The sequence below is a fragment of the Yersinia frederiksenii ATCC 33641 genome (assembly GCF_000754805.1).
GTDB classification, from domain to species: domain Bacteria; phylum Pseudomonadota; class Gammaproteobacteria; order Enterobacterales; family Enterobacteriaceae; genus Yersinia; species Yersinia frederiksenii.
In genome coordinates this window covers 151,689-171,004 of record NZ_KN150731.1, presented here as the reverse complement: position 1 = coordinate 171,004, position 19,316 = coordinate 151,689, and the positions used below count along the sequence as shown (strand labels likewise).

The window sequence follows — 19,316 nt, the reverse complement described above, 5'->3', positions numbered from 1 at the left end:
TTGCCTGAGATGTTTTTCTTTTATCGGGTACGTTTGATGTTATTTTCGGAGCAAGATTGATGCAGAGTATTCTTGAATTATTTAAAGCCATAGGTTTAGGCTTAGTATTGCTACTGCCTTTGGCAAACCCATTGACGACAGTGGCCTTATTGCTCGGGTTATCCGGTAATATGACCAGCGAAGAGCGCAATCAGCAGTCAAAGATGGCATCAATCTACGTCTTCTTTATCATGACTATTGCTTATTATGCTGGGCAAGTCGTCATGAATACTTTTGGTATTTCGATACCAGGTTTGCGTATTGCGGGCGGGTTGATTGTCGCATTTATCGGCTTTCGGATGCTTTTTCCTCAACAATCGGCGGAAGACACACAGCTTGAAGCAAAATCGCAGGATTTAAAAAAGCGTAAATCTATCAATATTGCTTTTGTGCCATTAGCTATGCCTAGTACTGCGGGGCCGGGAACTATTGCCATGATTATCAGTTCCGCTGCGTCAATAAAAGGCGATACCCTGTTCAGTCCGTGGGTTGTAACGGTTGCACCGGTACTGATCTTCCTGAGTGTGTCGCTAATTTTATGGGGATCGCTACTCAGCTCTGGCGCCATTATGCGCTGGGTCGGTAAAAGTGGTATTGAAGCAATTTCACGTCTGATGGGTTTTTTACTAGTGTGTATGGGCGTGCAGTTTATTATTAATGGCATTCTGGATATTATCGCAAACTACCCCTCCGCCATTGCATAACAAATAACGCGAGTTAAGAGAGAAACGCTAGCCGATGTTGATACTTATTAATACCAAGTTACAGCATCTATCGACTACATCGGTTAGCGTTTTAATATTACTCTGACATCGCCCGGTAAGCAGTATCCACTTTCCACAAATAACGTGGCGCTTGTGCGGCCGGATGTTTCTTCTGTATATGCTGATAAAATTCGTTCGGGCTAAGACTATTAATTTTATTCACTGCCAGACGTTTATCTGATGAGAAAGTCCGCAGCATCGCACCCGCCCCGTTGGCATAAGAAACGATAGTTGCATAACGCAATGTCTGCGGATCACTAATTCCCGCTAACTGCTGGTTTTGCAAAATATTGATATAAGCCGTCCCAATATCAATATTCTTCACCGGATCTTTTAATTCACCAGAACTCGGTTGACCATTGCGCCCTTTCATTCGGTACGCATCACGACCTGCAGTAGAAGCTTTAATTTGCATCAAACCCACTGCATTTGAGGTGCTCACCACATCAGGATTATAACCCGACTCCACTTGGATAATGGCTTTAATTAAAGTTTCATCAACACCATAATGGCTGGCTGCTTGTTTAATTACATCGCTATACGCAACTGTACTTGAACCGGCGCTGCTTTTCGGTGCATTAAGGAAACCACCTTGTGGCGCGTTCTTCAGCCACCCGTTATTAGATTGCGGTGGAGGGGTTTGTTTGGCACACCCCGCCAGCAATAAAATTGCCATTAGGCAACCGACTTTTGGATTCACAGTATTCCCCGTGCTAATAAGCCGTTTTGTAGCATATACAAGTTGTCACCTCGTCCAAATAGATTTTTTGGGCTAGTTTGACCATTATCAAGATAATGATCAGGCTATATTCGGTAACTATCGGTAAGTTTTAGTTTATTGTATGGCAGGTCTTGACATTATCGCTAATGATATTGATAATCATTTTCATTTAAAGAAAGGGAACATCGCCATGTTTACTAAGCAAAAAATACCCTACCTGCACCCCATTAGCCACTTAACACCTCGTTTTTTACACGCCGTAACCCTGTTTATGCTCGTGACAATTGCATCACTGATTAGCACCTCGGTGTTGGCAGAAAATAAGCCCAGCGATCACAATAAAAAATTCAAAATTGTGACGACATTCACAATTATTCAGGATATTGCACAGAATGTCGCCGGTGATGCCGCCATCGTTGAGTCAATAACCAAGCCAGGGGCTGAAATTCATGACTATCAACCTACCCCGCGGGATATTGTTAAAGCGCAATCTGCGGATTTGATACTCTGGAACGGTATGAATCTGGAACGTTGGTTTGAACGATTCTTCGAAAATATTAAAGATGTCCCTTCGGCCGTCGTCACCGATGGCATTACGCCATTGCCTATTCGTGAAGGGCCTTATAAAGGTATTCCTAATCCCCATGCCTGGATGTCGCCATCAAATGCATTGATATATATTGAAAATATTCGCAAAGCACTGGTTGAACATGATCCTGCTCATGCTGAAACCTATAACCGCAATGCCAAAACTTATGCGGAAAAAATTGCCGCCTTGGATGCCCCATTACGTGAGCGTTTATCCCGTATTCCAGAAGAACAGCGCTGGTTGGTGACCAGTGAAGGAGCATTCAGTTACCTGGCGAAAGATTATGGTTTTAAAGAAGTGTATTTATGGCCAATCAACGCCGAAGAACAAGGTTCTCCGCAACAAGTACGGCACGTCATTGATACTATGCGGGCGAATAAAATTCCGGTGATATTTAGTGAAAGCACTATTTCTGATAAGCCGGCCAAACAAGTGAGTAAAGAAACCGGTGCGCAATACGGTGGGGTGTTATATGTTGATTCGTTGTCGAATGAGAAAGGACCCGTTCCTACCTATATCGACCTAATTAACACCACAGTGCAAACTATCGCGAAAGGATTTGGTCAATGAGTCTTGCTGTTTTTGTCCGCCCAGAGTTGATCGTGGATAATGTCACTGTCACCTACAACAATGGGCATACGGCTATTTATGACGCCAGTTTTTCACTCACTGGCGGGACTATCTGCGCACTAGTCGGTGTCAATGGCAGTGGTAAATCGACCCTGTTCAAAAGCATTATGGGCTTAGTCAAGCCCAGCGTAGGCAAAGTCGAGTTAAGCAATAAACCGATTAGCCATGCCCTGAAGCAAAACACTATCGCTTACGTGCCGCAAACAGAAGATGTGGACTGGAACTTCCCGGTATTAGTGGAAGACGTCGTGATGATGGGCCGTTACGGTAAAATGAATTTTCTGCGTATTCCGAGCCGTGAAGATAAAGCTATTGTGGATAAAGCTATCGAGCGAGTGGGTTTAACGGCATTACGATCACGTCAGATAGGCGAACTGTCCGGTGGGCAGAAAAAACGAGTGTTTTTGGCGCGGGCGCTCGCCCAGCAAGGCTCGGTTTTATTGCTGGATGAGCCGTTTACCGGTGTTGATGTCAAAACAGAAAATGCCATTATTGATCTGTTGCGCGCGCTACGCGATGAAGGTCATCTGATTTTAGTTTCAACACATAACCTCGGCAGTGTGCCAGAGTTTTGTGATCACGTTATTCTAATTAATCAAACGGTGTTGGCGGCAGGCCCAACCGAAACTACCTTCACCCAAAAGAACCTTGAAATGACCTTTGGTGGTGTGCTGCGCCATATCAACTTGTCTGGCAATACATTGCATGATGATAACGACCCGCGTACCGTAACGGTCATCACCGATGATGAGCGCCCTGCGGTATTTTATGGTCATACTAAAAATGATCCGCCGGCACAAAGCCAGTCGAAGGAGAAAAATCCCTGATGCTGGAAATTTTACTGCAACCCTTTAATTACAATTACATGGTCAAGGCCATTTGGGTCAGTGCGATTGTCGGCGCTGTGTGTGCGTTCCTATCGGCTTATTTGATGCTGAAGGGCTGGTCGTTGATGGGCGATGCACTTTCGCATTCAGTCGTTCCCGGTGTTGCCGGCGCTTACGCCCTTGGGCTACCTTATGCTGCAGGAGCATTCTTTACCGGCATGCTGGCAGCATTGGCCATGACACTAGTACGCCACATCACCCGCCTGCGTGAAGATGCCATCATCGGCTTTATTTTCTCTACCTTTTTTGCCGTCGGGCTATTAATTGTTTCCCTCAATCCAACGTCAGTAAATGTGCAGTCGATTATTTTCGGTAATATTTTGGGGATAGCCGATGAAGATGTGTTGCAGGTGGAAATTATTATTTTGGTTTCCTTTGTGATTCTCTGTCTGATTTGGAAAGACTTGCTGGCGGTGTTTTTTGATGAAAGCCATGCCATGTCGATAGGATTATCGCCATTGCGGCTAAAAATTCTATTTTTCACCTTGTTAAGTGCCTGCACGGTGGCGGCCTTACAGACCGTTGGCGCAATTCTGGTCATTGCCATGGTGGTGACGCCGGGTGCGACCGCCTATTTACTCACTGACCGTTTCGGCCGTTTATTAGTGATAGCTATCGCCATCGGCGCTTTCACCAGTGCTTTTGGTGCCTATCTCAGTTTCTATCTTGATGGCGCCACGGGTGGCGTGATTGTGACATTGCAAACACTGGTTTTCTTGTTAGCCTTTTTCTTTGCCCCTAAACACGGCTTACTGGCAACTCGTTATCAAACTCGCCAGAAGCGCCGTCATCCTGCCACGGCGCGTCCGGAGGATAATGTATGAATACATTGTTCAGTCTGGTCAGTGAACCTTTCGCCTATCCCTTTATGCAACGGGCGATAGTTGCCGCTATCGTAACCGGCGTGGTATGCGCAATATTATCTTGCTATCTGGTGCTAAAAGGCTGGTCACTGATGGGAGATGCTATCTCTCACGCTGTATTACCCGGTATCGTATTGGCTTTTTGGCTCGGCATCCCACTGGTTATTGGGGCTTTTGTCTCAGGGATTTTTTGTGCCGTCGCGACCGGTTATTTGAAGGAAAACAGTAGAGTCAAAGAAGATACGGTTATGGGAATTGTGTTCTCCGGTATGTTCGCATTCGGGCTGGTGCTGTTTTCCCGTATGGATACTGATCAGCATCTTAGTCATATTCTGTTCGGCAATATGCTGGGTATTTCACTGGCTGAGCTCAAACAAACTTTATGGATAGCCGGGTTCACTCTGTTGGTGGTGCTGTTAAAACGTAAAGATTTCATGCTGTATTGCTTTGACCCAAACCACGCCCGTGTAATTGGCTTGCCGGTTAAGTTATTGCACTATGGTTTACTTTGCCTGTTAGCATTGACTATCGTGGCTTCATTGCAGGCGGTTGGGGTTATTTTAGTCATCGCCATGTTGATAGCGCCCGGTATTATCGCCTTTCTGGTTTGTCGCAGTTTTGATCAAATGTTGGTGGTAGCCACACTGGTCTCTGTCAGTGCGTGCGTATTAGGGACATTGATCAGCTTCCATATTGATGGTGCCACTGGTCCCTGTATTGTGATTATTCAGGCTCTATTCTTTGTCGTCGCACTGATTTATAACCATATAAAACCGCTGAAAGGCCGCACAATAGCCACTAAAACATCAGATGAAGGCGCTGAAAACAGCGCAAAGAGTAACCTGCTATAATCAATTGAGTCATTAGACTCGCTACAATTAAATATAGGCCATACAGCATTCAAACTTTACGGCTTATTTATTACTCTAGATATTGCTTAGCATATTTTTCGCTGTGTTATTTCTGTAGCCATAACTCATTGACGTTATCGAAAATATGTCGCGAATTAAGCGCAGAATCTGTCTTTTACTTGATCCCGTACGGGTATCTCAGTGCATCAGCTCTTGTTATTTACAGGATAAAGACGCTAACCTAATGATCTATACCCACGAAACTAGATTTGCAGGTAGGTAGCTAATAGGGGGTGAATCATGTGGCAAGCAGTGAATCGTCTGTTAGGTGAATATCTTGGCCCCGCAGAAATTCGGGAAAGAACCGAATTACCTGGCGGCGATATTCACGAAGCTTGGCGTCTCAGTTATGGTGAAACTGAGGTTTTTGTCAAATGTGATACTCGTGAGATGCTGCCCATATTTACTGCCGAGGCAGACCAACTCTCTTTATTAGCTCGCAGCAAAACCGTGCAGGTACCTGAAGTTTATGGTGTCGGTAGCGACCGTGATTATAGTTTCCTGCTACTTGAATATATTCCACTCAAACCACTCGATGCCCATAATGCCTATTGCCTCGGGCAACAATTAGCGCATTTACATCAATGGAGTGAGCAACTGCAATTTGGGCTAGATTTTGATAATGATTTAGCCACCACGCCGCAACCTAATAGTTGGCAACGTCGCTGGGCACAATTTTTTGCTGAACAGCGTATTGGTTGGCAATTACAATTGGCGGCTGAAAAAGGAATGTCGTTTGGTGATATCGACCATATCACCCACCTCGTTCAAGAGCGGTTACAAAGCCACCAGCCACAACCTTCTTTATTACATGGCGATTTATGGCCTGCTAACTGTGCCGCCAGTACTAATGGGCCGGTTATTTTTGATCCCGCCTGTTATTGGGGTGACCGAGAATGTGATCTTTCCATGTTACCGCTCTACCCTGCATTACCCGCGCAGATCTATGATGGCTACCAGAGTGTCTGGCCGCTGCCTGCTGGGTTTATTGAACGCCAGCCCATTTATCAACTTTATTATTTATTGAACCGCAGTAATTTATTTGGCGGGCAACATTGGCTTAATGCACAGAAAGCCGTCGAACAGTTGTTACATCCAGAACGGTTCTAATTCGCTAACCCACAGTAAGCTTTGATCAGAATATCGTAAACAGCACCCCAAAAGTTGGATAACCAACAAGTCAGGGTGCTTTTTTATGCCTGAATATTCAGCGATGAAATCAACTTTGTCTAAAAAAGTTTGAACAAAACCACAGATTAGACGTATTGCCGCCGTCTAATAATGACTGTTAACCCTGTTCTTTTTTGCCCGCGACAATTTCCGTCAAAAAGCGCTTACTTAAATAAAATCAAAAGCCTTCATTGAGGAAATTTTTACTCTCCTCAATAGGAATTCTATTGCCAGAAATTGGGAGTAAGACAAATGGCGGATATTCGCGAGTGGGAAAGCCTGGCTAATAAAGAACTCAGCAGGCGCGGAAAGCGTATCGAAGATTTAGTGACAAAAACCTCGGAAGGTATTGCAGTAAAACCACTGTACACCGCCAGAGATCTTGATGGACTTGAGGTAACCGGTTCGCTCCCTGGGATTGCTCCCTATGTCCGAGGACCGCGTGCCACCATGTATGCCGCTCAGCCTTGGACAATTCGTCAATATGCCGGTTTTTCAACCGCAAAAGAATCAAATGCGTTTTATCGCAGAAATCTGGCTGCCGGGCAAAAAGGCCTGTCGGTCGCATTTGATTTGGCGACTCACCGCGGTTATGACTCTGATAACCCGAGAGTTTCTGGTGATGTCGGTAAAGCCGGCGTCGCCATTGATAGTGTCGAAGATATGAAAGTCCTGTTCGACCAAATCCCGCTGGACAAAATGTCTGTCTCCATGACGATGAATGGTGCAGTGCTGCCTATTATGGCGTTTTACATTGTGGCAGCAGAAGAACAAGGAGTGGCTCCCGCCCTGCTCACGGGCACTATTCAGAACGATATTCTGAAAGAGTATCTGTGCCGCAATACCTATATTTACCCGCCCAAACCCTCCATGCGTATCATTTCAGACATCATCGCCTGGAGCTCCCAAAATATGCCGCGTTTTAACACCATCAGCATCAGCGGCTACCACATGGGGGAAGCCGGGGCCAATTGTGTACAGCAAGTGGCCTTTACTATTGCCGATGGTATTGAGTACATCAAAGCGGCACTGAGTGCCGGTTTAAATATCGATGACTTTGCCCCTCGCCTCTCATTCTTCTTTGGCATTGGCATGGACTTGTTTATGAATATCGCCATGCTGCGCGCGGCTCGCTATCTCTGGAGTGAGGCCGTGAGCCAGTTTGGTGCTACCGACCCTAAATCATTAGCGCTGCGGACTCACTGCCAAACTTCGGGCTGGAGTCTGACCGAGCAAGACCCTTACAACAATATTATTCGCACCACTATCGAAGCACTCGGCGCAACCCTGGGCGGGACGCAGTCTTTACATACTAATGCCTTTGATGAAGCCCTCGGTCTCCCCACTGACTTTTCAGCACGTATTGCTCGTAATACGCAAATCATTATTCAGGAAGAGTCCGAAATTTGCCGCACTATCGACCCACTGGCTGGTTCCTATTTTGTCGAGTCACTAACAGATCAAATGGTTAAACAGGCCAGAACCATTATCAAACAGATTGATGATGTTGGCGGTATGGCAAAAGCCATTGAGGCCGGGCTGCCCAAACGCATGATTGAAGAAGCCTCCGCCGGTGCGCAGTCGCTGATTGATCAAGGGAAGCGAGTCATTGTTGGCGTCAACAAATACAAGTTGGAGAAAGAAAGCGAAACGCCAGTACTGGAAATTGACAACGTTAAAGTGCGCAATGAACAAATTGCGCAATTAAAACGCATTCGTGCCGAACGTGATAACGAGGCAGTGCAGCAAGCCTTGGCTAATCTGCGCCACGCCGCCGGGCATGATGAAAATCTGTTGGAAGCCGCCGTTCAGGCTGCTCGCCTGCGTGCCACTCTGGGTGAAATTTCAGATGCCATGGAAGTGGAGTTTAATCGCTATCTGGTCCCCAGCGAATGTGTTACCGGGGTGATTGCACACAGTTACCATCAGAGTGAAAAAGATGCACAAGAGTTTGATCAGATACTGGCTCAAACCCAACATTTCCTTGCCGAGAATGGCCGCCACCCACGAATTCTGATCGCCAAAATGGGGCAGGATGGTCACGACCGTGGCGCTAAGGTGATTGCCAGCGCTTATTCTGACCTTGGTTTTGATGTTGACCTTAGCCCGATGTTCTCGACACCGGATGAAATCGCCCGGCTGGCGGTAGAGAACGATGTCCATGTCATTGGTGCTTCTTCATTAGCAGCAGGCCACAAGACATTGATTCCTGAATTGATTGAAGCTTTGCGTCATTACCAACGTCAGGATATTTGTGTGGTCGCAGGCGGTGTTATTCCGCCACAAGATTATGCTTTCTTGCGTGAACGTGGCGTTGCCGCCATTTATGGGCCGGGCACCCCAATGCTCGCCAGCGTGCGTGACGTTTTACAACTCATCAGTCGCCATCATGATTAGCCGCGACAATCTGGACGATTATATCTGCCGCTTGCGCCAAGGTGAGCGCGTTGCCCTGGCGCAGGCCATGACACTGGCGGAAAGCAGCCTCCCCCAGCATCGAGCGCTCAGTGCCCAAATGCTGGATGGCATCATGCCCTATACCGGACAGGCCAAACGATTAGGCGTCACTGGCACACCCGGTGCAGGGAAAAGTACCTTTCTTGAGGCACTGGGTGAGGAGTTATTGTCGCAGGGACATAAGGTGGCGGTAATTGCTGTTGACCCCAGCAGCCCAGTCAGTGGCGGCAGCATTTTAGGGGACAAAACGCGCATGTTGAATTTGTCTCGTGCCGAGCACGCTTTTGTCCGGCCCGTCCCCTCAAGAGGTCATCTTGGCGGGATCAGCCAAAGCACCCGAGAACTGATTTTACTGTGCGAAGCGGCAGGCTACGACATCGTTATTGTAGAAACTGTCGGTGTTGGTCAGTCGGAGACAGAAGTTGCCGCCATGGTGGACTGCTTTCTATCGCTGCAAATTGCCGGTGCTGGCGATGATTTGCAAGGCATCAAGAAAGGCATTATGGAAATGGCTGACTTCGTTATCATCAATAAAGATGATGGCGAGAATCACGTCAATGTTGAAATTTCCCGCCATATGTACCACAGCGCACTGCAAATTATCCGACGAAAATATCCGCTATGGCAGCCACAAGTTCTCACCTGTAGTGCTCTTGAAAAACGCGGTATTCGTGACGTTTGGCAAGCAGTACAAACCTTCTGGCCGATTATGGCAAACAGTGGGCAATTGGCGGCCTTGCGCGAGCGGCAAAATTTGGCTTGGGTTCGCCAACAAATTGAGGCCAATGCGCTGGCGGCGCTGTTTGCCCGCCCTGATTTACATCAACACTATCAGCACATTGCAACCTTACTGCATCAAAACCAAATCTCACCGCGGGCTGGAATTAGCACCATCACCGATTTCATTACACAAAAAATCTTCCATTAGAGGGAAATGATTATGTCTTATGAGTATGTCAAAGTGTTGATTGCCAATCGGGTTGGCATCATTGAGTTCAATTATGCCCGCAAGCTCAATGCCTTAAGCAAAGTATTTATGGATGATTTAATGCAGGCATTGCATGACCTCAATAACACCGATATTCGCTGCATTATTTTGCGCGCGGCTGAAGGTTCCAAAGTGTTCTCCGCCGGCCATGATATCCACGAATTACCCACCGGCCGACGGGATCCGCTGTCCTATGACGACCCATTACGCCAGATCACGCGTGTCATTCAAAAGTATCCGAAACCCATCATTTCTATGGTTGAAGGTAGCGTCTGGGGCGGTGCATTCGAGATGATTATGAGTTCAGATATTATCATCGCCTGCAGTAATTCGACCTTCTCAATGACACCGGTAAATTTGGGGGTTCCCTATAATTTAGTCGGTATTCATAACCTGATTCGTGATGCCGGTTTTCACATTGTGAAAGAGCTGATTTTTACCGCCGCCCCAATTACCGCCCAGCGTGCACTGTCAGTGGGCATTCTCAATCATGTGGTTGAACCTGAAGAACTGGAAGATTTCACCTTAAAATTGGCCCATGTCATTTCCGAAAAAGCCCCACTGGCCATTGCTGTCATTAAAGAAGAACTTCGCGTGCTGGGTGAAGCCCATACCATGAATTCTGATGAATTTGAGCGCATCCAAGGTATGCGGCGGGCAGTCTACGATAGCGACGACTATCTCGAGGGTATGAGCGCCTTTATGGAGAAACGCAAACCTAATTTTCTTGGGCGTTAAGCCTTCTCAGACAGAGGATTTCGCGATGAAACGGTCATATCGCATCATGAGCGCGGATGATGCCGCCGAGTGTATTGAACATGGAAATATGGTGGTCTTCAGCGGTTTCACCCCAGCTGGCGCGCCGAAAGTGCTACCCAGTGCTATCGCCAGACGTGCCATGGCCCATCATGAGCAGCAAAAAGAGTTTCAAATCCGCTTGCTGACGGGCGCATCAATCAGTGCCCAAGCCGATGATGAGTTGGCACAAGCGGACGCCATTGCATGGCGAGCACCTTATCAAACCGCCTCGCTACTTCGTGAAAAAATCAACCAAGGGGCGGTCAGTTTTGTTGATCTGCATCTGAGCGAAGTCGCCCAAATGGTCAACTATGGTTTCTTTGGTGACATTGACGTGGCCGTGATCGAAGCCTCGGCGCTCAGTGCCGATGGCAAAGTCTACCTCACCAGTGGTATTGGTAATTCGCCGGTTTTTTTGCATAAAGCTAAAAAAATCATTATTGAGCTGAATCATTATCACAGCCCGCGCGTGGCTGAATTAGCTGATATTGTGATGCTGGGTGCCCCGCCCCGGCGCAATACTCTGCCGATATTCCATACACTGGATAAAGTGGGGCAACCTTATGTACAAGTCGATTCCAGCAAGATTATTGGCGTAGTCGAAACCGCGTTACCGGATGCCAGTAACAGCCTCGATCGGGAAAACCCACTATGTGAACAAATCGCTGACAATGTAGTGAACTTTTTACTCAATGAACTCAAGCTAGGCCGTATTCCACCAGAGTTTCTTCCGCTTCAAAGTGGTGTGGGGAATATCAATAATGCCGTCATGAAGCGCCTGGGTGAAAACCCACACATTCCACCTTTTATGATGTACTCCGAGGTGTTGCAGGAGTCAGTTATCCGGCTGGTCGAAACCGAAAAAGTGCTGGGTGTCAGTGCCTCCAGCTTGACCATTTCACCTACGTCACTGAAAAAAATTTATGACAATATGGATTTCTTCGCGAGCAGAATTGTGCTGCGCCCACAGGAGATTTCTAACCATCCAGAAATCATTCGTCGCTTGGGTGTCATTGCGCTGAATGTCGGGCTTGAGTTTGATATCTACGGCCACGCCAACTCCACCCATGTTGCGGGCACGGAGTTGGTCAATGGCATTGGCGGCAGTGCCGATTTTGAACGCAATGCCTACTTATCTATTTTTATGGCCCCGTCTATCGTCAAGGGCGGCAAAGTCTCTACCATTGTGCCAATGTGCACCCATGTTGATCACAGTGAACACAGCGTTAAAGTTATCGTCACCGAGCAAGGTGTGGCTGATTTACGTGGGCTATCACCCATGCAGCGTGCTGCGGCCATCATCAATAACTGCGCACACCCAATGTATCGTGATTACCTGCATCAATATCTGGCGCAGGCTAAAGGGGGGCATTTGCATCACAATCTGGCGCAAGCCTTTCAGCTTCACCAAAATCTGTTCGAGCATGGATCCATGTTAGTACCTTAGTCACCATTACGATCAGAATGTATATAGCCCATGACTTGTTCAATATGGTGATTATTTTTGAGTGAATAAAGATACTCTCGCATGTACATGGGCTGATTTGGTGCATCAAAATATTTCAACTTGGCCGGATTTACCAGCCGGTAGGCAAAGTGAGGCACGACAGTCAGAAACTGCCCCTGCTCTACTGCGCTGATTTTCGCCATAAAACTGTAAGGGCGATAAATGATGGTTGGGTTAATCCCAATTGAGCGAAAATGCGCATCTAGTAAAGATTCAAAATTAGCCCGATTCTGAAAACGCATTTGTAACCACGGCAATGTATTCAATAACTCGAGTGCCTGGCCATTTTCAAAGCGACGCGAAACTAAAAAACCGAGCCGTAACGGAGGAAGCTCGGTGACCTGCAAGCTATCAATGTGAGTCACACGCGGCGAGGCTTGCTGTGGTGAGATAATAAAATCGACACGGCGATCCAGTAAGTCATCAATGACCGTGTTTTCGCTAAACTCAAAAGGCTGCGCGGTAATACCATCGTATTTATCACTGAGGCTGAATAACTGATCAAAAATAATCGTTGGGTACGTGTTATCAATGCCAATAACAATATTTTTCTGCCGCTGGGACAACGAGACAATAGTATTATCAATGGCAGAAAGCCGTTGATAAATAGGGAATAGCTCCTGATAAAGCTCTTGCCCCGCTTTGTTAAGACTGATGTTTTTCTCATTACGCGTAAATAGCGAATATCCCACCAACTCTTCCAGAGCTGCAATGCTTTTACCGAAAGGCGAGGCAGTCATGTGTAATTTTTCGGCGGCTTTCGCCATGCTGTTTGTCTGAGCCAAAATAATAAAATTACGCATTTTCTTCGAGATGAAAACGTTCATTACTTTACTGATATAGCAGTGAAAAGAGACCTACAGCATAAGGGAATTGCGCAGACAAAATTGTGAGTGCAAGAAGAGTCTCATATCTCGGTGGTCAGAAAATTCTTTCAAGAGATTAATTTGGTTATTTATCATTGCGATAAATATAAAAAGGCCCTGATAACTGGGCCAATTTATGCATTACACTGTTATGTTAGATACCACCACTATCCCTGAGCCATCAATCCCAATAGCTTAATAACAAAATAGAATGCCACGCCGATCAAAAATGGCAGAATGTATAAGGTAAAAAACTGCAAAAATATCGTGTGGTGCGGTAGGACAATCTTCTCTTCCAACTGCTCCCGCGTGCGCCCCTCGCTACCCTTGGCCTGCTCTAAGATCAGTTGATCTTCAATACCTTCACGAATATGCCGTACTTGCCGCGACATACGGGCACCGGATGCCTGTAACGACAAACCAACAAAAATCAGCATATAAATAATAAAGAACATAATGTTCGATGCCGAAAAACCTTGTTCGAAATTCGGTACCGGTGAGTTGTACCAGAAGATATCCAGAAAAGTGGTGTTAAAACGAATCATATCAGTCATGACGTGGATAAAATCCAGCATGACCGCATTCACCCCAGTGCTTTTTTGACTATATTGATAGGCAAAATTGATAATTGAAATCAATGTTGACAGCAGTGCTGGAATAAAAACGAGCCACCCGGCGATCCGTTTGATAACAGCGACACGCCCAGCCTGTTGATAGGTCATGACTTCTCCTTGTAAATACCACAACTTATGTGGCCTTAGTTTACCCGCTACATCGCGCTTTTGTGCAAAATTTTGTTGCCATACTTGCGACTAACTCCGATTCAAGCCTAGCTCATCCAGAGGATTATCATTACGTTGATAAATTAAATTATCAGAAAGAGAAAGAATTGCGCTCCCCCCGTTTAATCATTATGAACCAATGATAAAGTGTTAAGCCCGTAGCTAGACACCAACAGGAGTGATGACAAATGGCGATCCCTAACACAATTAAGGCCGCAATTTTCGATATGGACGGCTTGCTGATTGATTCGGAGCCACTATGGCTACAGGCTGAACTGGATATTTTCACCTCACTGGGGCTGGATACCACCTCACGCGATACCTTGCCCGATACTCTGGGGTTACGTATCGATTTAGTGGTAAAAATGTGGTTCCAGGCCATGCCATGGCAAGGACCGAGCCAGGCAGAAGTATGCAAACTCATTATCGCCAGGGCGATAGAGTTGGTAGAAGAGAAACGCCCGGTACTGCCGGGAGTGGAATATGCGTTGAATCTTTGCCGCCAACAAGGGCTAAAAATTGGTTTGGCTTCAGCCTCACCATTGCATATGCAAAAACGTGTATTGGCGCTGTTAGGTATCGAAACCTACTTCGACCGCCTGGTTTCTGCAGAATACCTGCCCTACAGCAAACCGCATCCTGAAGTCTATCTGAATGCCGCATCTGATTTGGGTGTTGACCCGCTGCAATGTGTCACTTTAGAAGATTCGGTCAATGGGATGATTGCAACTAAAGCCGCTCGCATGCGCTCTATTGTTATTCCATCCGAAGAGTATCGTACCGACCCGCGCTGGGCATTGGCGGATATTCAGTTAGATTCGCTAGAGCAATTACGCAGAGAAGATATTTCATGACCGACAGTCTTTGCTGACTGCTCGTTGATCACAGATGAATAATTGTCGAGGCAATGACAATAAAGGCGGCTGACGTTGCCACTCAGCCGCCAAAATATAGGTTAGAGGAAATCATCCCGCTTAGGGGTAAAGGTATCAATTAAAATACTGTTGTCTTCCAGGGATACTGCTCCGTGCATCTCATTCTTAACGGCGCGATAGGCATCTCCAGCTTTCAAAATACGTTTCTGCCCTTCAATTTCGACTTCAAAGCTACCCGCAGCAACATAAGCAATCTGGTCATGAATGTCATGTTTATGTGCCGTACCAATAGCGCCTTTGTCAAAATGAACGCAGACCATCATCAGTTCATCACTCCACGTCATTACTTTGCGCTTAATGCCATTACCTAGCTCTTCCCAAGGCGTTTCGTCATTAATAAAGAACATCTTCATCATTTCTCCTCATTATTATGCAGAATTGTCTGTAGCGTAGTCACAGTTTTACGTTGAATTCAGCCTATTCTACGGCCAAATTCCACAGTTTGATCATATTTAATCCAAAAATCATGACATCCCTCAAAAAATAATAAAACATCATTTCATTTTTATTGAATTAACTTCCCGCAAATACTATCATCATCGCATTAAAGAAACACTCGGTCAGAAGTTAAACCTTCGTAAGCGGTCAACATCATTTCCGGCTTCATGCGAATTTTCTCATCTGACGGGCTATCTGACTGGGGTCACCCCCTCCTGGATATTGTTCTGAAAGAGAGGCACCGACATGCAAGTTCGTCAAGGCATCCATAGCGACCACGCAAAACAACTTGATACTGCGGGTCTGCGTCGTGAATTTCTGATTGAGAATATTTTTGTCGCAGATGAATACACCATGACCTATAGCCACATTGACCGAATCATTGTCGGTGGCATTTTACCGGTCAACAAAGTCGTCAGTATTGGTGATGACGTGGGTCAGCAATTAGGGGTCAGCTACTTTCTTGAACGTCGTGAACTGGGGGTGATCAATATTGGTGGTCCAGGTCTTATCCGCGTTGATGGGCAGAGTTATCAAATCGGTAATGAAGAAGCCTTGTATGTAGGTAAAGGCGCAAAAGAAGTGCTATTTAGCAGTGTCGATGGTGCGCAGCCAGCCAAGTTCTACTACAACAGCGCGCCCGCACACACCAGTTATCCTAATAAAAAAATCACACTGGCAGAAGCCACACCGCAAACATTGGGTGATGACGCTACCAGTAATCGCCGCACTATCAATAAATACATTGTGCCCGATGTGTTACCAACCTGCCAACTGACTATGGGCTTGACCAAGCTGGCACCCGGCAACCTTTGGAACACTATGCCTTGCCATACCCATGACCGTCGCATGGAAGTTTATTTCTACTTTGATATGGACGAAGAGACAGCAGTCTTTCACATGATGGGCCAGGCACAAGAGACTCGCCATTTATTGGTCCACAACGAACAGGCTGTTATTTCACCGAGTTGGTCTATCCATTCGGGTGTGGGCACTAAGCGTTACACCTTCATCTGGGGCATGGTTGGTGAAAACCAAGTCTTCGGTGATATGGACCACATCGCCGTGAGCGAACTGCGCTAAATGTTTGCAAACAGCGTTAAGCGTCACCAACCAAAGCCGTCATTTGGCGGTTTTCTCCCCAATATTATAATCGCGGTAATCATTGACCGCCTTGAGAGAGATGTTAGCTATGATCTTAGATTCCTTTGAGTTAAAGGGTAAAGTTGCTCTGGTTACCGGCTGTGACACGGGTTTAGGCCAAGGTATGGCGATTGGTTTGGCCGAAGCGGGTTGTGATATCGTTGGCATAAACATCGTTGAGCCACTAGAGACTATCGAAAAAGTGACTGCATTGGGCCGCCGTTTCTTGAGCCTGACTGCTGACCTGAGCAAAATTGATGGTATCCCTTCCTTATTAGAACGTGCAGTTAAGGAATTTGGTCAAATCGATATTCTGGTCAACAACGCCGGTATTATTCGCCGTGAAGATGCTATCAACTTTAGCGAAAAGGACTGGGATGATGTGATGAACGTCAACATCAAAACCGTGTTCTTTATGTCCCAAGCGGTTGCCAAACAATTCATCAAACAAGGCCATGGCGGCAAAATCATCAACGTTGCCTCAATGTTGTCTTACCAAGGCGGTATCCGCGTACCCTCTTATACTGCATCAAAAAGCGCAGTCATGGGTGTTACCCGTCTGTTAGCCAACGAATGGGCGAAACACGGCATCAATGTGAATGCGGTAGCACCTGGCTACATGGCTACGAATAACACCCAGCAGCTGCGTAAAGATGAAGAGCGCAGTAAAGAAATCCTGGACCGTATCCCGGCAGGCCGTTGGGGCTTACCTGATGATCTGAAAGGTCCAGTGGTCTTCCTGGCCTCTAAAGCATCTGATTATATCAGTGGCTACACTATCGCCGTTGATGGCGGCTGGTTGGCCCGCTAAACCTATAATCACGATTAATTTGAGTTAAGGTTTGTTGTTCAAGGCTATAGACAATAAACCGACTCATCACCACCTTAAGGCACAACAGAAGTTGTGCCTTTTTTATTAGTTATTTATCAAATAGTTAACAAATAAACTCATCTTAAAAATCCTGCCAAAAATGCAAAAATAAAAAATTCAAAACAACGTTCCGACTCCGATCACACTTTTGTCATTCGCTCAATGACTCGCCAGTAAATACAAATATAATGGATTGAAACGATGTTTCTATTTATAAGGAACCTAAATCCGGTTCCGTACCGACGTTCAGATGATGGGGTTATGGTGATGGATTTTGTAGGCAACATTAAAGGCAGCGACGCAATGATGATTAACTGGCTCAGCGCTATCCGCAGCTATGTTGATTTAGTCCAGTCTGTTGGCCATAGCAATCAAAACCCTACCCCGCTGATGGCTGATGGTTTTGATGTCCAGACCCACCAACCGGTAGTCTGGGCATTCCCTGATGGCCGTAATACTCCGATATCTAACTTTGCCAGTCAACAAAACTGGTTGCGCACATTAGATGCTCTCAGTCTGGTAACGCAAGACCCGCAATATCACCAACAAGCCCGAGTGCAAACACACTATTTCATGCAACTGGGGGTTCATGAGCAAAGTGGGTTGTTTTACTGGGGCGGGCATCGTTTCCTGAATCTGGATACCTTACAAACCGAAGGGCCAGAATCAAAAGCGCAAGTGCATGAACTCAAACACCATCTGCCCTATTACAACTTGCTGGTTAATGTTGACCGGGAAAAAACTCTTAATTTCCTGCAAGGGTTCTGGCATGCCCATGTAGAAGACTGGCAAGCGCTGGATCTAGGTCGTCATGGTAGCTATGACAAAAAACGTGACCCACATGTTTTCACTCATCTGCGTCACGATGTGGTTAAGCCTGAGCAATGGCCACAACTACCTGAAACTAAAGGCCTGACTTTTGTGAATGCGGGAACCGATCTCATTTATTCTGCTTATAAATATGCGGAGTATACCGGTGACATTGCGGCGGCGGCCTGGGGTAAACATTTATATCGTCAATACGTTTTAGCCCGTCATCCTGACACTGGCTTACCGGTTTATCAGTTCAGTTCACCACAACAACGCCGGCCGATACCGGCCGATGATAACCAGACCCAATCCTGGTATGGCGATCGCGCCAAGCGCCAGTTTGGCCCTGAGTTTGGTGAAATTGCTCGCGAAGCGAATGTCTTGTTCCGCGATATGCGCCCGCTGCTGATTGATAACCCATTAGCCATGTTAGATATTTTGCGTCAGCAACCCGATGCTGAAGTGATGCAATGGGTGATTGATGGATTGAAGAATTACTACCGTTTCGCCTATGACGTCGAAAGTAATACATTGCGCCCATTATGGAACGACGGCCAGGACATGAGCGGCTATGTCTTGCAACGTGATGGCTATTATGGTGCCAAAGGCACTGTCATTTCACCCTTCTCATTAGAGGTTGATTATTTACTGCCGCTGGTGCGAGCCTGGCGCTTAAGTGAAGATGACGAGCTGTTAGATCTGATTAGCGTATTGTTGCATCGCTGGCAGTTGGCAGAATTAAATAAGCAAAAGCGCCGTGCGACACTGATGATCGGCAAAAAACCAGCCGCCACCCCCTACCTGCTGCTGGCCTTAGTGGAACTGGCTGAGCATTGTCAATGTGCCAAATTATTTGAATTGGCCTGGCAAACTGGCAATACCTTATTTAAGCAACATTATCATCGCGGCCTGTTTGTCGAATCAGAAAATCATCGTTATTTTCGTCTCGATAACCCAATTGCATTAGCGTTATTAACCTTAATTGCCGCCAAACAAAATAAGTTAGCGGCCATACCTCAATTTATTACCAATGGTGGTTACATCCATGGAGATTATCGGGTGAATGGTGAAAGCCGCACTCTATATGATATTAATTTTATTTATCCGAAGCTTTTGAATCAGTAGTTTTATTTATCTTTCATGTTAT

The 19,316-nt window shown here is 46.3% G+C and carries 18 protein-coding genes; 14 read left to right on the top strand and 4 right to left on the bottom strand.

Features of this window, described 5'->3' with window-relative positions:
- Positions 1–59 precede the first annotated feature (59 nt).
- Positions 60–743, top strand: a complete 684-nt coding sequence (locus DJ58_RS20540; protein WP_004706548.1) for a MarC family NAAT transporter — start codon at positions 60–62, stop codon at positions 741–743.
- A gap of 97 nt (positions 744–840) precedes the next feature.
- Here the strand turns inward: DJ58_RS20540 and DJ58_RS20545 are convergent, their stop codons facing one another.
- On the bottom strand, positions 841–1,503 hold the full coding sequence (locus DJ58_RS20545) for a transglycosylase SLT domain-containing protein (protein ID WP_004706547.1): 663 nt from the start codon (positions 1,501–1,503) through the stop codon (positions 841–843).
- Between the two features lie 211 nt (positions 1,504–1,714).
- Here DJ58_RS20545 and yfeA point away from each other — a divergent pair, with 211 nt between their 5' ends.
- The 9 genes from yfeA (at position 1,715) to DJ58_RS20590 (ending at position 12,264) form a co-directional block, all read left to right on the top strand.
- The gene (gene yfeA / locus DJ58_RS20550) at positions 1,715–2,683 is read left to right on the top strand and encodes an iron/manganese ABC transporter substrate-binding protein YfeA (RefSeq protein ID WP_032910218.1); all 969 of its coding nucleotides are present in this window, start codon (positions 1,715–1,717) and stop codon (positions 2,681–2,683) included.
- Entirely contained in the window at positions 2,680–3,570 is an 891-nt protein-coding gene (yfeB, locus tag DJ58_RS20555) for an iron/manganese ABC transporter ATP-binding protein YfeB (protein WP_032910162.1), read from the top strand. The genes yfeA and yfeB overlap by 4 nt, the downstream gene beginning before the upstream one ends.
- Complete coding sequence (yfeC, locus tag DJ58_RS20560; RefSeq protein WP_004706545.1) at positions 3,570–4,454, top strand: iron/manganese ABC transporter permease subunit YfeC; 885 nt, start codon at positions 3,570–3,572, stop codon at positions 4,452–4,454. The genes yfeB and yfeC overlap by 1 nt, the downstream gene beginning before the upstream one ends.
- Complete coding sequence (yfeD, locus tag DJ58_RS20565) at positions 4,451–5,344, top strand: iron/manganese ABC transporter permease subunit YfeD (RefSeq protein ID WP_032910161.1); 894 nt, start codon at positions 4,451–4,453, stop codon at positions 5,342–5,344. The genes yfeC and yfeD overlap by 4 nt, the downstream gene beginning before the upstream one ends.
- Before the next feature lie 300 nt (positions 5,345–5,644).
- The gene (locus tag DJ58_RS20570; protein ID WP_004706543.1) at positions 5,645–6,514 is read left to right on the top strand and encodes a fructosamine kinase family protein; all 870 of its coding nucleotides are present in this window, start codon (positions 5,645–5,647) and stop codon (positions 6,512–6,514) included.
- Between the two features lie 312 nt (positions 6,515–6,826).
- A complete protein-coding gene (gene scpA, locus DJ58_RS20575) occupies positions 6,827–8,971 on the top strand; it encodes a methylmalonyl-CoA mutase (RefSeq protein ID WP_004706542.1) in 2,145 nt (714 codons plus the stop codon).
- Complete coding sequence (meaB, locus tag DJ58_RS23580) at positions 8,964–9,959, top strand: methylmalonyl Co-A mutase-associated GTPase MeaB (protein ID WP_032910160.1); 996 nt, start codon at positions 8,964–8,966, stop codon at positions 9,957–9,959. Before scpA ends, meaB begins: the two co-directional genes overlap by 8 nt.
- A 12-nt stretch (positions 9,960–9,971) precedes the next feature.
- On the top strand, positions 9,972–10,757 hold the full coding sequence (gene scpB, locus DJ58_RS23575) for a methylmalonyl-CoA decarboxylase (protein WP_032910159.1): 786 nt from the start codon (positions 9,972–9,974) through the stop codon (positions 10,755–10,757).
- Positions 10,758–10,782: 25 nt separating this feature from the next.
- The gene (locus tag DJ58_RS20590; RefSeq protein WP_032910158.1) at positions 10,783–12,264 is read left to right on the top strand and encodes a succinyl-CoA:acetate CoA-transferase ScpC; all 1,482 of its coding nucleotides are present in this window, start codon (positions 10,783–10,785) and stop codon (positions 12,262–12,264) included.
- On the opposite strand, the gene srsR is transcribed toward DJ58_RS20590, so the two are convergent.
- Both srsR and DJ58_RS20600 read right to left on the bottom strand, forming a co-directional pair.
- A complete protein-coding gene (gene srsR / locus DJ58_RS20595) occupies positions 12,261–13,151 on the bottom strand; it encodes a LysR family transcriptional regulator SrsR (protein ID WP_032910157.1) in 891 nt (296 codons plus the stop codon). The two genes, DJ58_RS20590 and srsR, sit on opposite strands and share 4 nt — an antisense overlap.
- A gap of 206 nt (positions 13,152–13,357) precedes the next feature.
- Complete coding sequence (locus DJ58_RS20600) at positions 13,358–13,912, bottom strand: YniB family protein (protein WP_004706538.1); 555 nt, start codon at positions 13,910–13,912, stop codon at positions 13,358–13,360.
- Between the two features lie 248 nt (positions 13,913–14,160).
- Between DJ58_RS20600 and hxpB the strand changes: the two genes are divergently transcribed.
- On the top strand, positions 14,161–14,826 hold the full coding sequence (hxpB, locus tag DJ58_RS20605) for a hexitol phosphatase HxpB (RefSeq protein ID WP_004706537.1): 666 nt from the start codon (positions 14,161–14,163) through the stop codon (positions 14,824–14,826).
- 101 nt (positions 14,827–14,927) lie between these two features.
- On the opposite strand, the gene DJ58_RS20610 is transcribed toward hxpB, so the two are convergent.
- The gene (locus DJ58_RS20610; RefSeq protein ID WP_019210190.1) at positions 14,928–15,260 is read right to left on the bottom strand and encodes a cupin domain-containing protein; all 333 of its coding nucleotides are present in this window, start codon (positions 15,258–15,260) and stop codon (positions 14,928–14,930) included.
- Positions 15,261–15,591: 331 nt separating this feature from the next.
- Between DJ58_RS20610 and kduI the strand changes: the two genes are divergently transcribed.
- The 3 genes from kduI to DJ58_RS20625 all read left to right on the top strand — a co-directional run bounded on the left by kduI (position 15,592) and on the right by DJ58_RS20625 (position 19,294).
- Positions 15,592–16,428 (top strand): 5-dehydro-4-deoxy-D-glucuronate isomerase, encoded by an 837-nt coding sequence (kduI, locus tag DJ58_RS20615; protein WP_004706535.1) that lies wholly within the window; start codon positions 15,592–15,594, stop codon positions 16,426–16,428.
- Positions 16,429–16,537: 109 nt separating this feature from the next.
- A complete protein-coding gene (gene kduD, locus DJ58_RS20620) occupies positions 16,538–17,299 on the top strand; it encodes a 2-dehydro-3-deoxy-D-gluconate 5-dehydrogenase KduD (protein ID WP_004706534.1) in 762 nt (253 codons plus the stop codon).
- Between the two features lie 327 nt (positions 17,300–17,626).
- Positions 17,627–19,294 (top strand): pectate lyase, encoded by a 1,668-nt coding sequence (locus DJ58_RS20625; RefSeq protein ID WP_032913167.1) that lies wholly within the window; start codon positions 17,627–17,629, stop codon positions 19,292–19,294.
- The last annotated feature ends 22 nt before the right edge of the window (positions 19,295–19,316 follow it).

What these genes read in the sequence shown, in the direction of transcription:
- DJ58_RS20600 (WP_004706538.1), bottom strand. Translation starts at nt 13,912, where the DNA reads ATGACCTATCAACAGGCTGGGCGTGTCGCTGTTATCAAACGGATCGCC.
- kduI (WP_004706535.1), top strand. Translation starts at nt 15,592, where the DNA reads ATGCAAGTTCGTCAAGGCATCCATAGCGACCACGCAAAACAACTTGAT.
- meaB (WP_032910160.1), top strand. Translation starts at nt 8,964, where the DNA reads ATGATTAGCCGCGACAATCTGGACGATTATATCTGCCGCTTGCGCCAA.
- kduD (WP_004706534.1), top strand. Translation starts at nt 16,538, where the DNA reads ATGATCTTAGATTCCTTTGAGTTAAAGGGTAAAGTTGCTCTGGTTACC.
- scpB (WP_032910159.1), top strand. Translation starts at nt 9,972, where the DNA reads ATGTCTTATGAGTATGTCAAAGTGTTGATTGCCAATCGGGTTGGCATC.
- DJ58_RS20540 (WP_004706548.1), top strand. Translation starts at nt 60, where the DNA reads ATGCAGAGTATTCTTGAATTATTTAAAGCCATAGGTTTAGGCTTAGTA.
- yfeA (WP_032910218.1), top strand. Translation starts at nt 1,715, where the DNA reads ATGTTTACTAAGCAAAAAATACCCTACCTGCACCCCATTAGCCACTTA.
- yfeB (WP_032910162.1), top strand. Translation starts at nt 2,680, where the DNA reads ATGAGTCTTGCTGTTTTTGTCCGCCCAGAGTTGATCGTGGATAATGTC.
- yfeC (WP_004706545.1), top strand. Translation starts at nt 3,570, where the DNA reads ATGCTGGAAATTTTACTGCAACCCTTTAATTACAATTACATGGTCAAG.
- srsR (WP_032910157.1), bottom strand. Translation starts at nt 13,151, where the DNA reads ATGAACGTTTTCATCTCGAAGAAAATGCGTAATTTTATTATTTTGGCT.
- DJ58_RS20610 (WP_019210190.1), bottom strand. Translation starts at nt 15,260, where the DNA reads ATGAAGATGTTCTTTATTAATGACGAAACGCCTTGGGAAGAGCTAGGT.
- yfeD (WP_032910161.1), top strand. Translation starts at nt 4,451, where the DNA reads ATGAATACATTGTTCAGTCTGGTCAGTGAACCTTTCGCCTATCCCTTT.
- DJ58_RS20570 (WP_004706543.1), top strand. Translation starts at nt 5,645, where the DNA reads ATGTGGCAAGCAGTGAATCGTCTGTTAGGTGAATATCTTGGCCCCGCA.
- scpA (WP_004706542.1), top strand. Translation starts at nt 6,827, where the DNA reads ATGGCGGATATTCGCGAGTGGGAAAGCCTGGCTAATAAAGAACTCAGC.
- hxpB (WP_004706537.1), top strand. Translation starts at nt 14,161, where the DNA reads ATGGCGATCCCTAACACAATTAAGGCCGCAATTTTCGATATGGACGGC.
- DJ58_RS20590 (WP_032910158.1), top strand. Translation starts at nt 10,783, where the DNA reads ATGAAACGGTCATATCGCATCATGAGCGCGGATGATGCCGCCGAGTGT.
- DJ58_RS20625 (WP_032913167.1), top strand. Translation starts at nt 17,627, where the DNA reads ATGGATTTTGTAGGCAACATTAAAGGCAGCGACGCAATGATGATTAAC.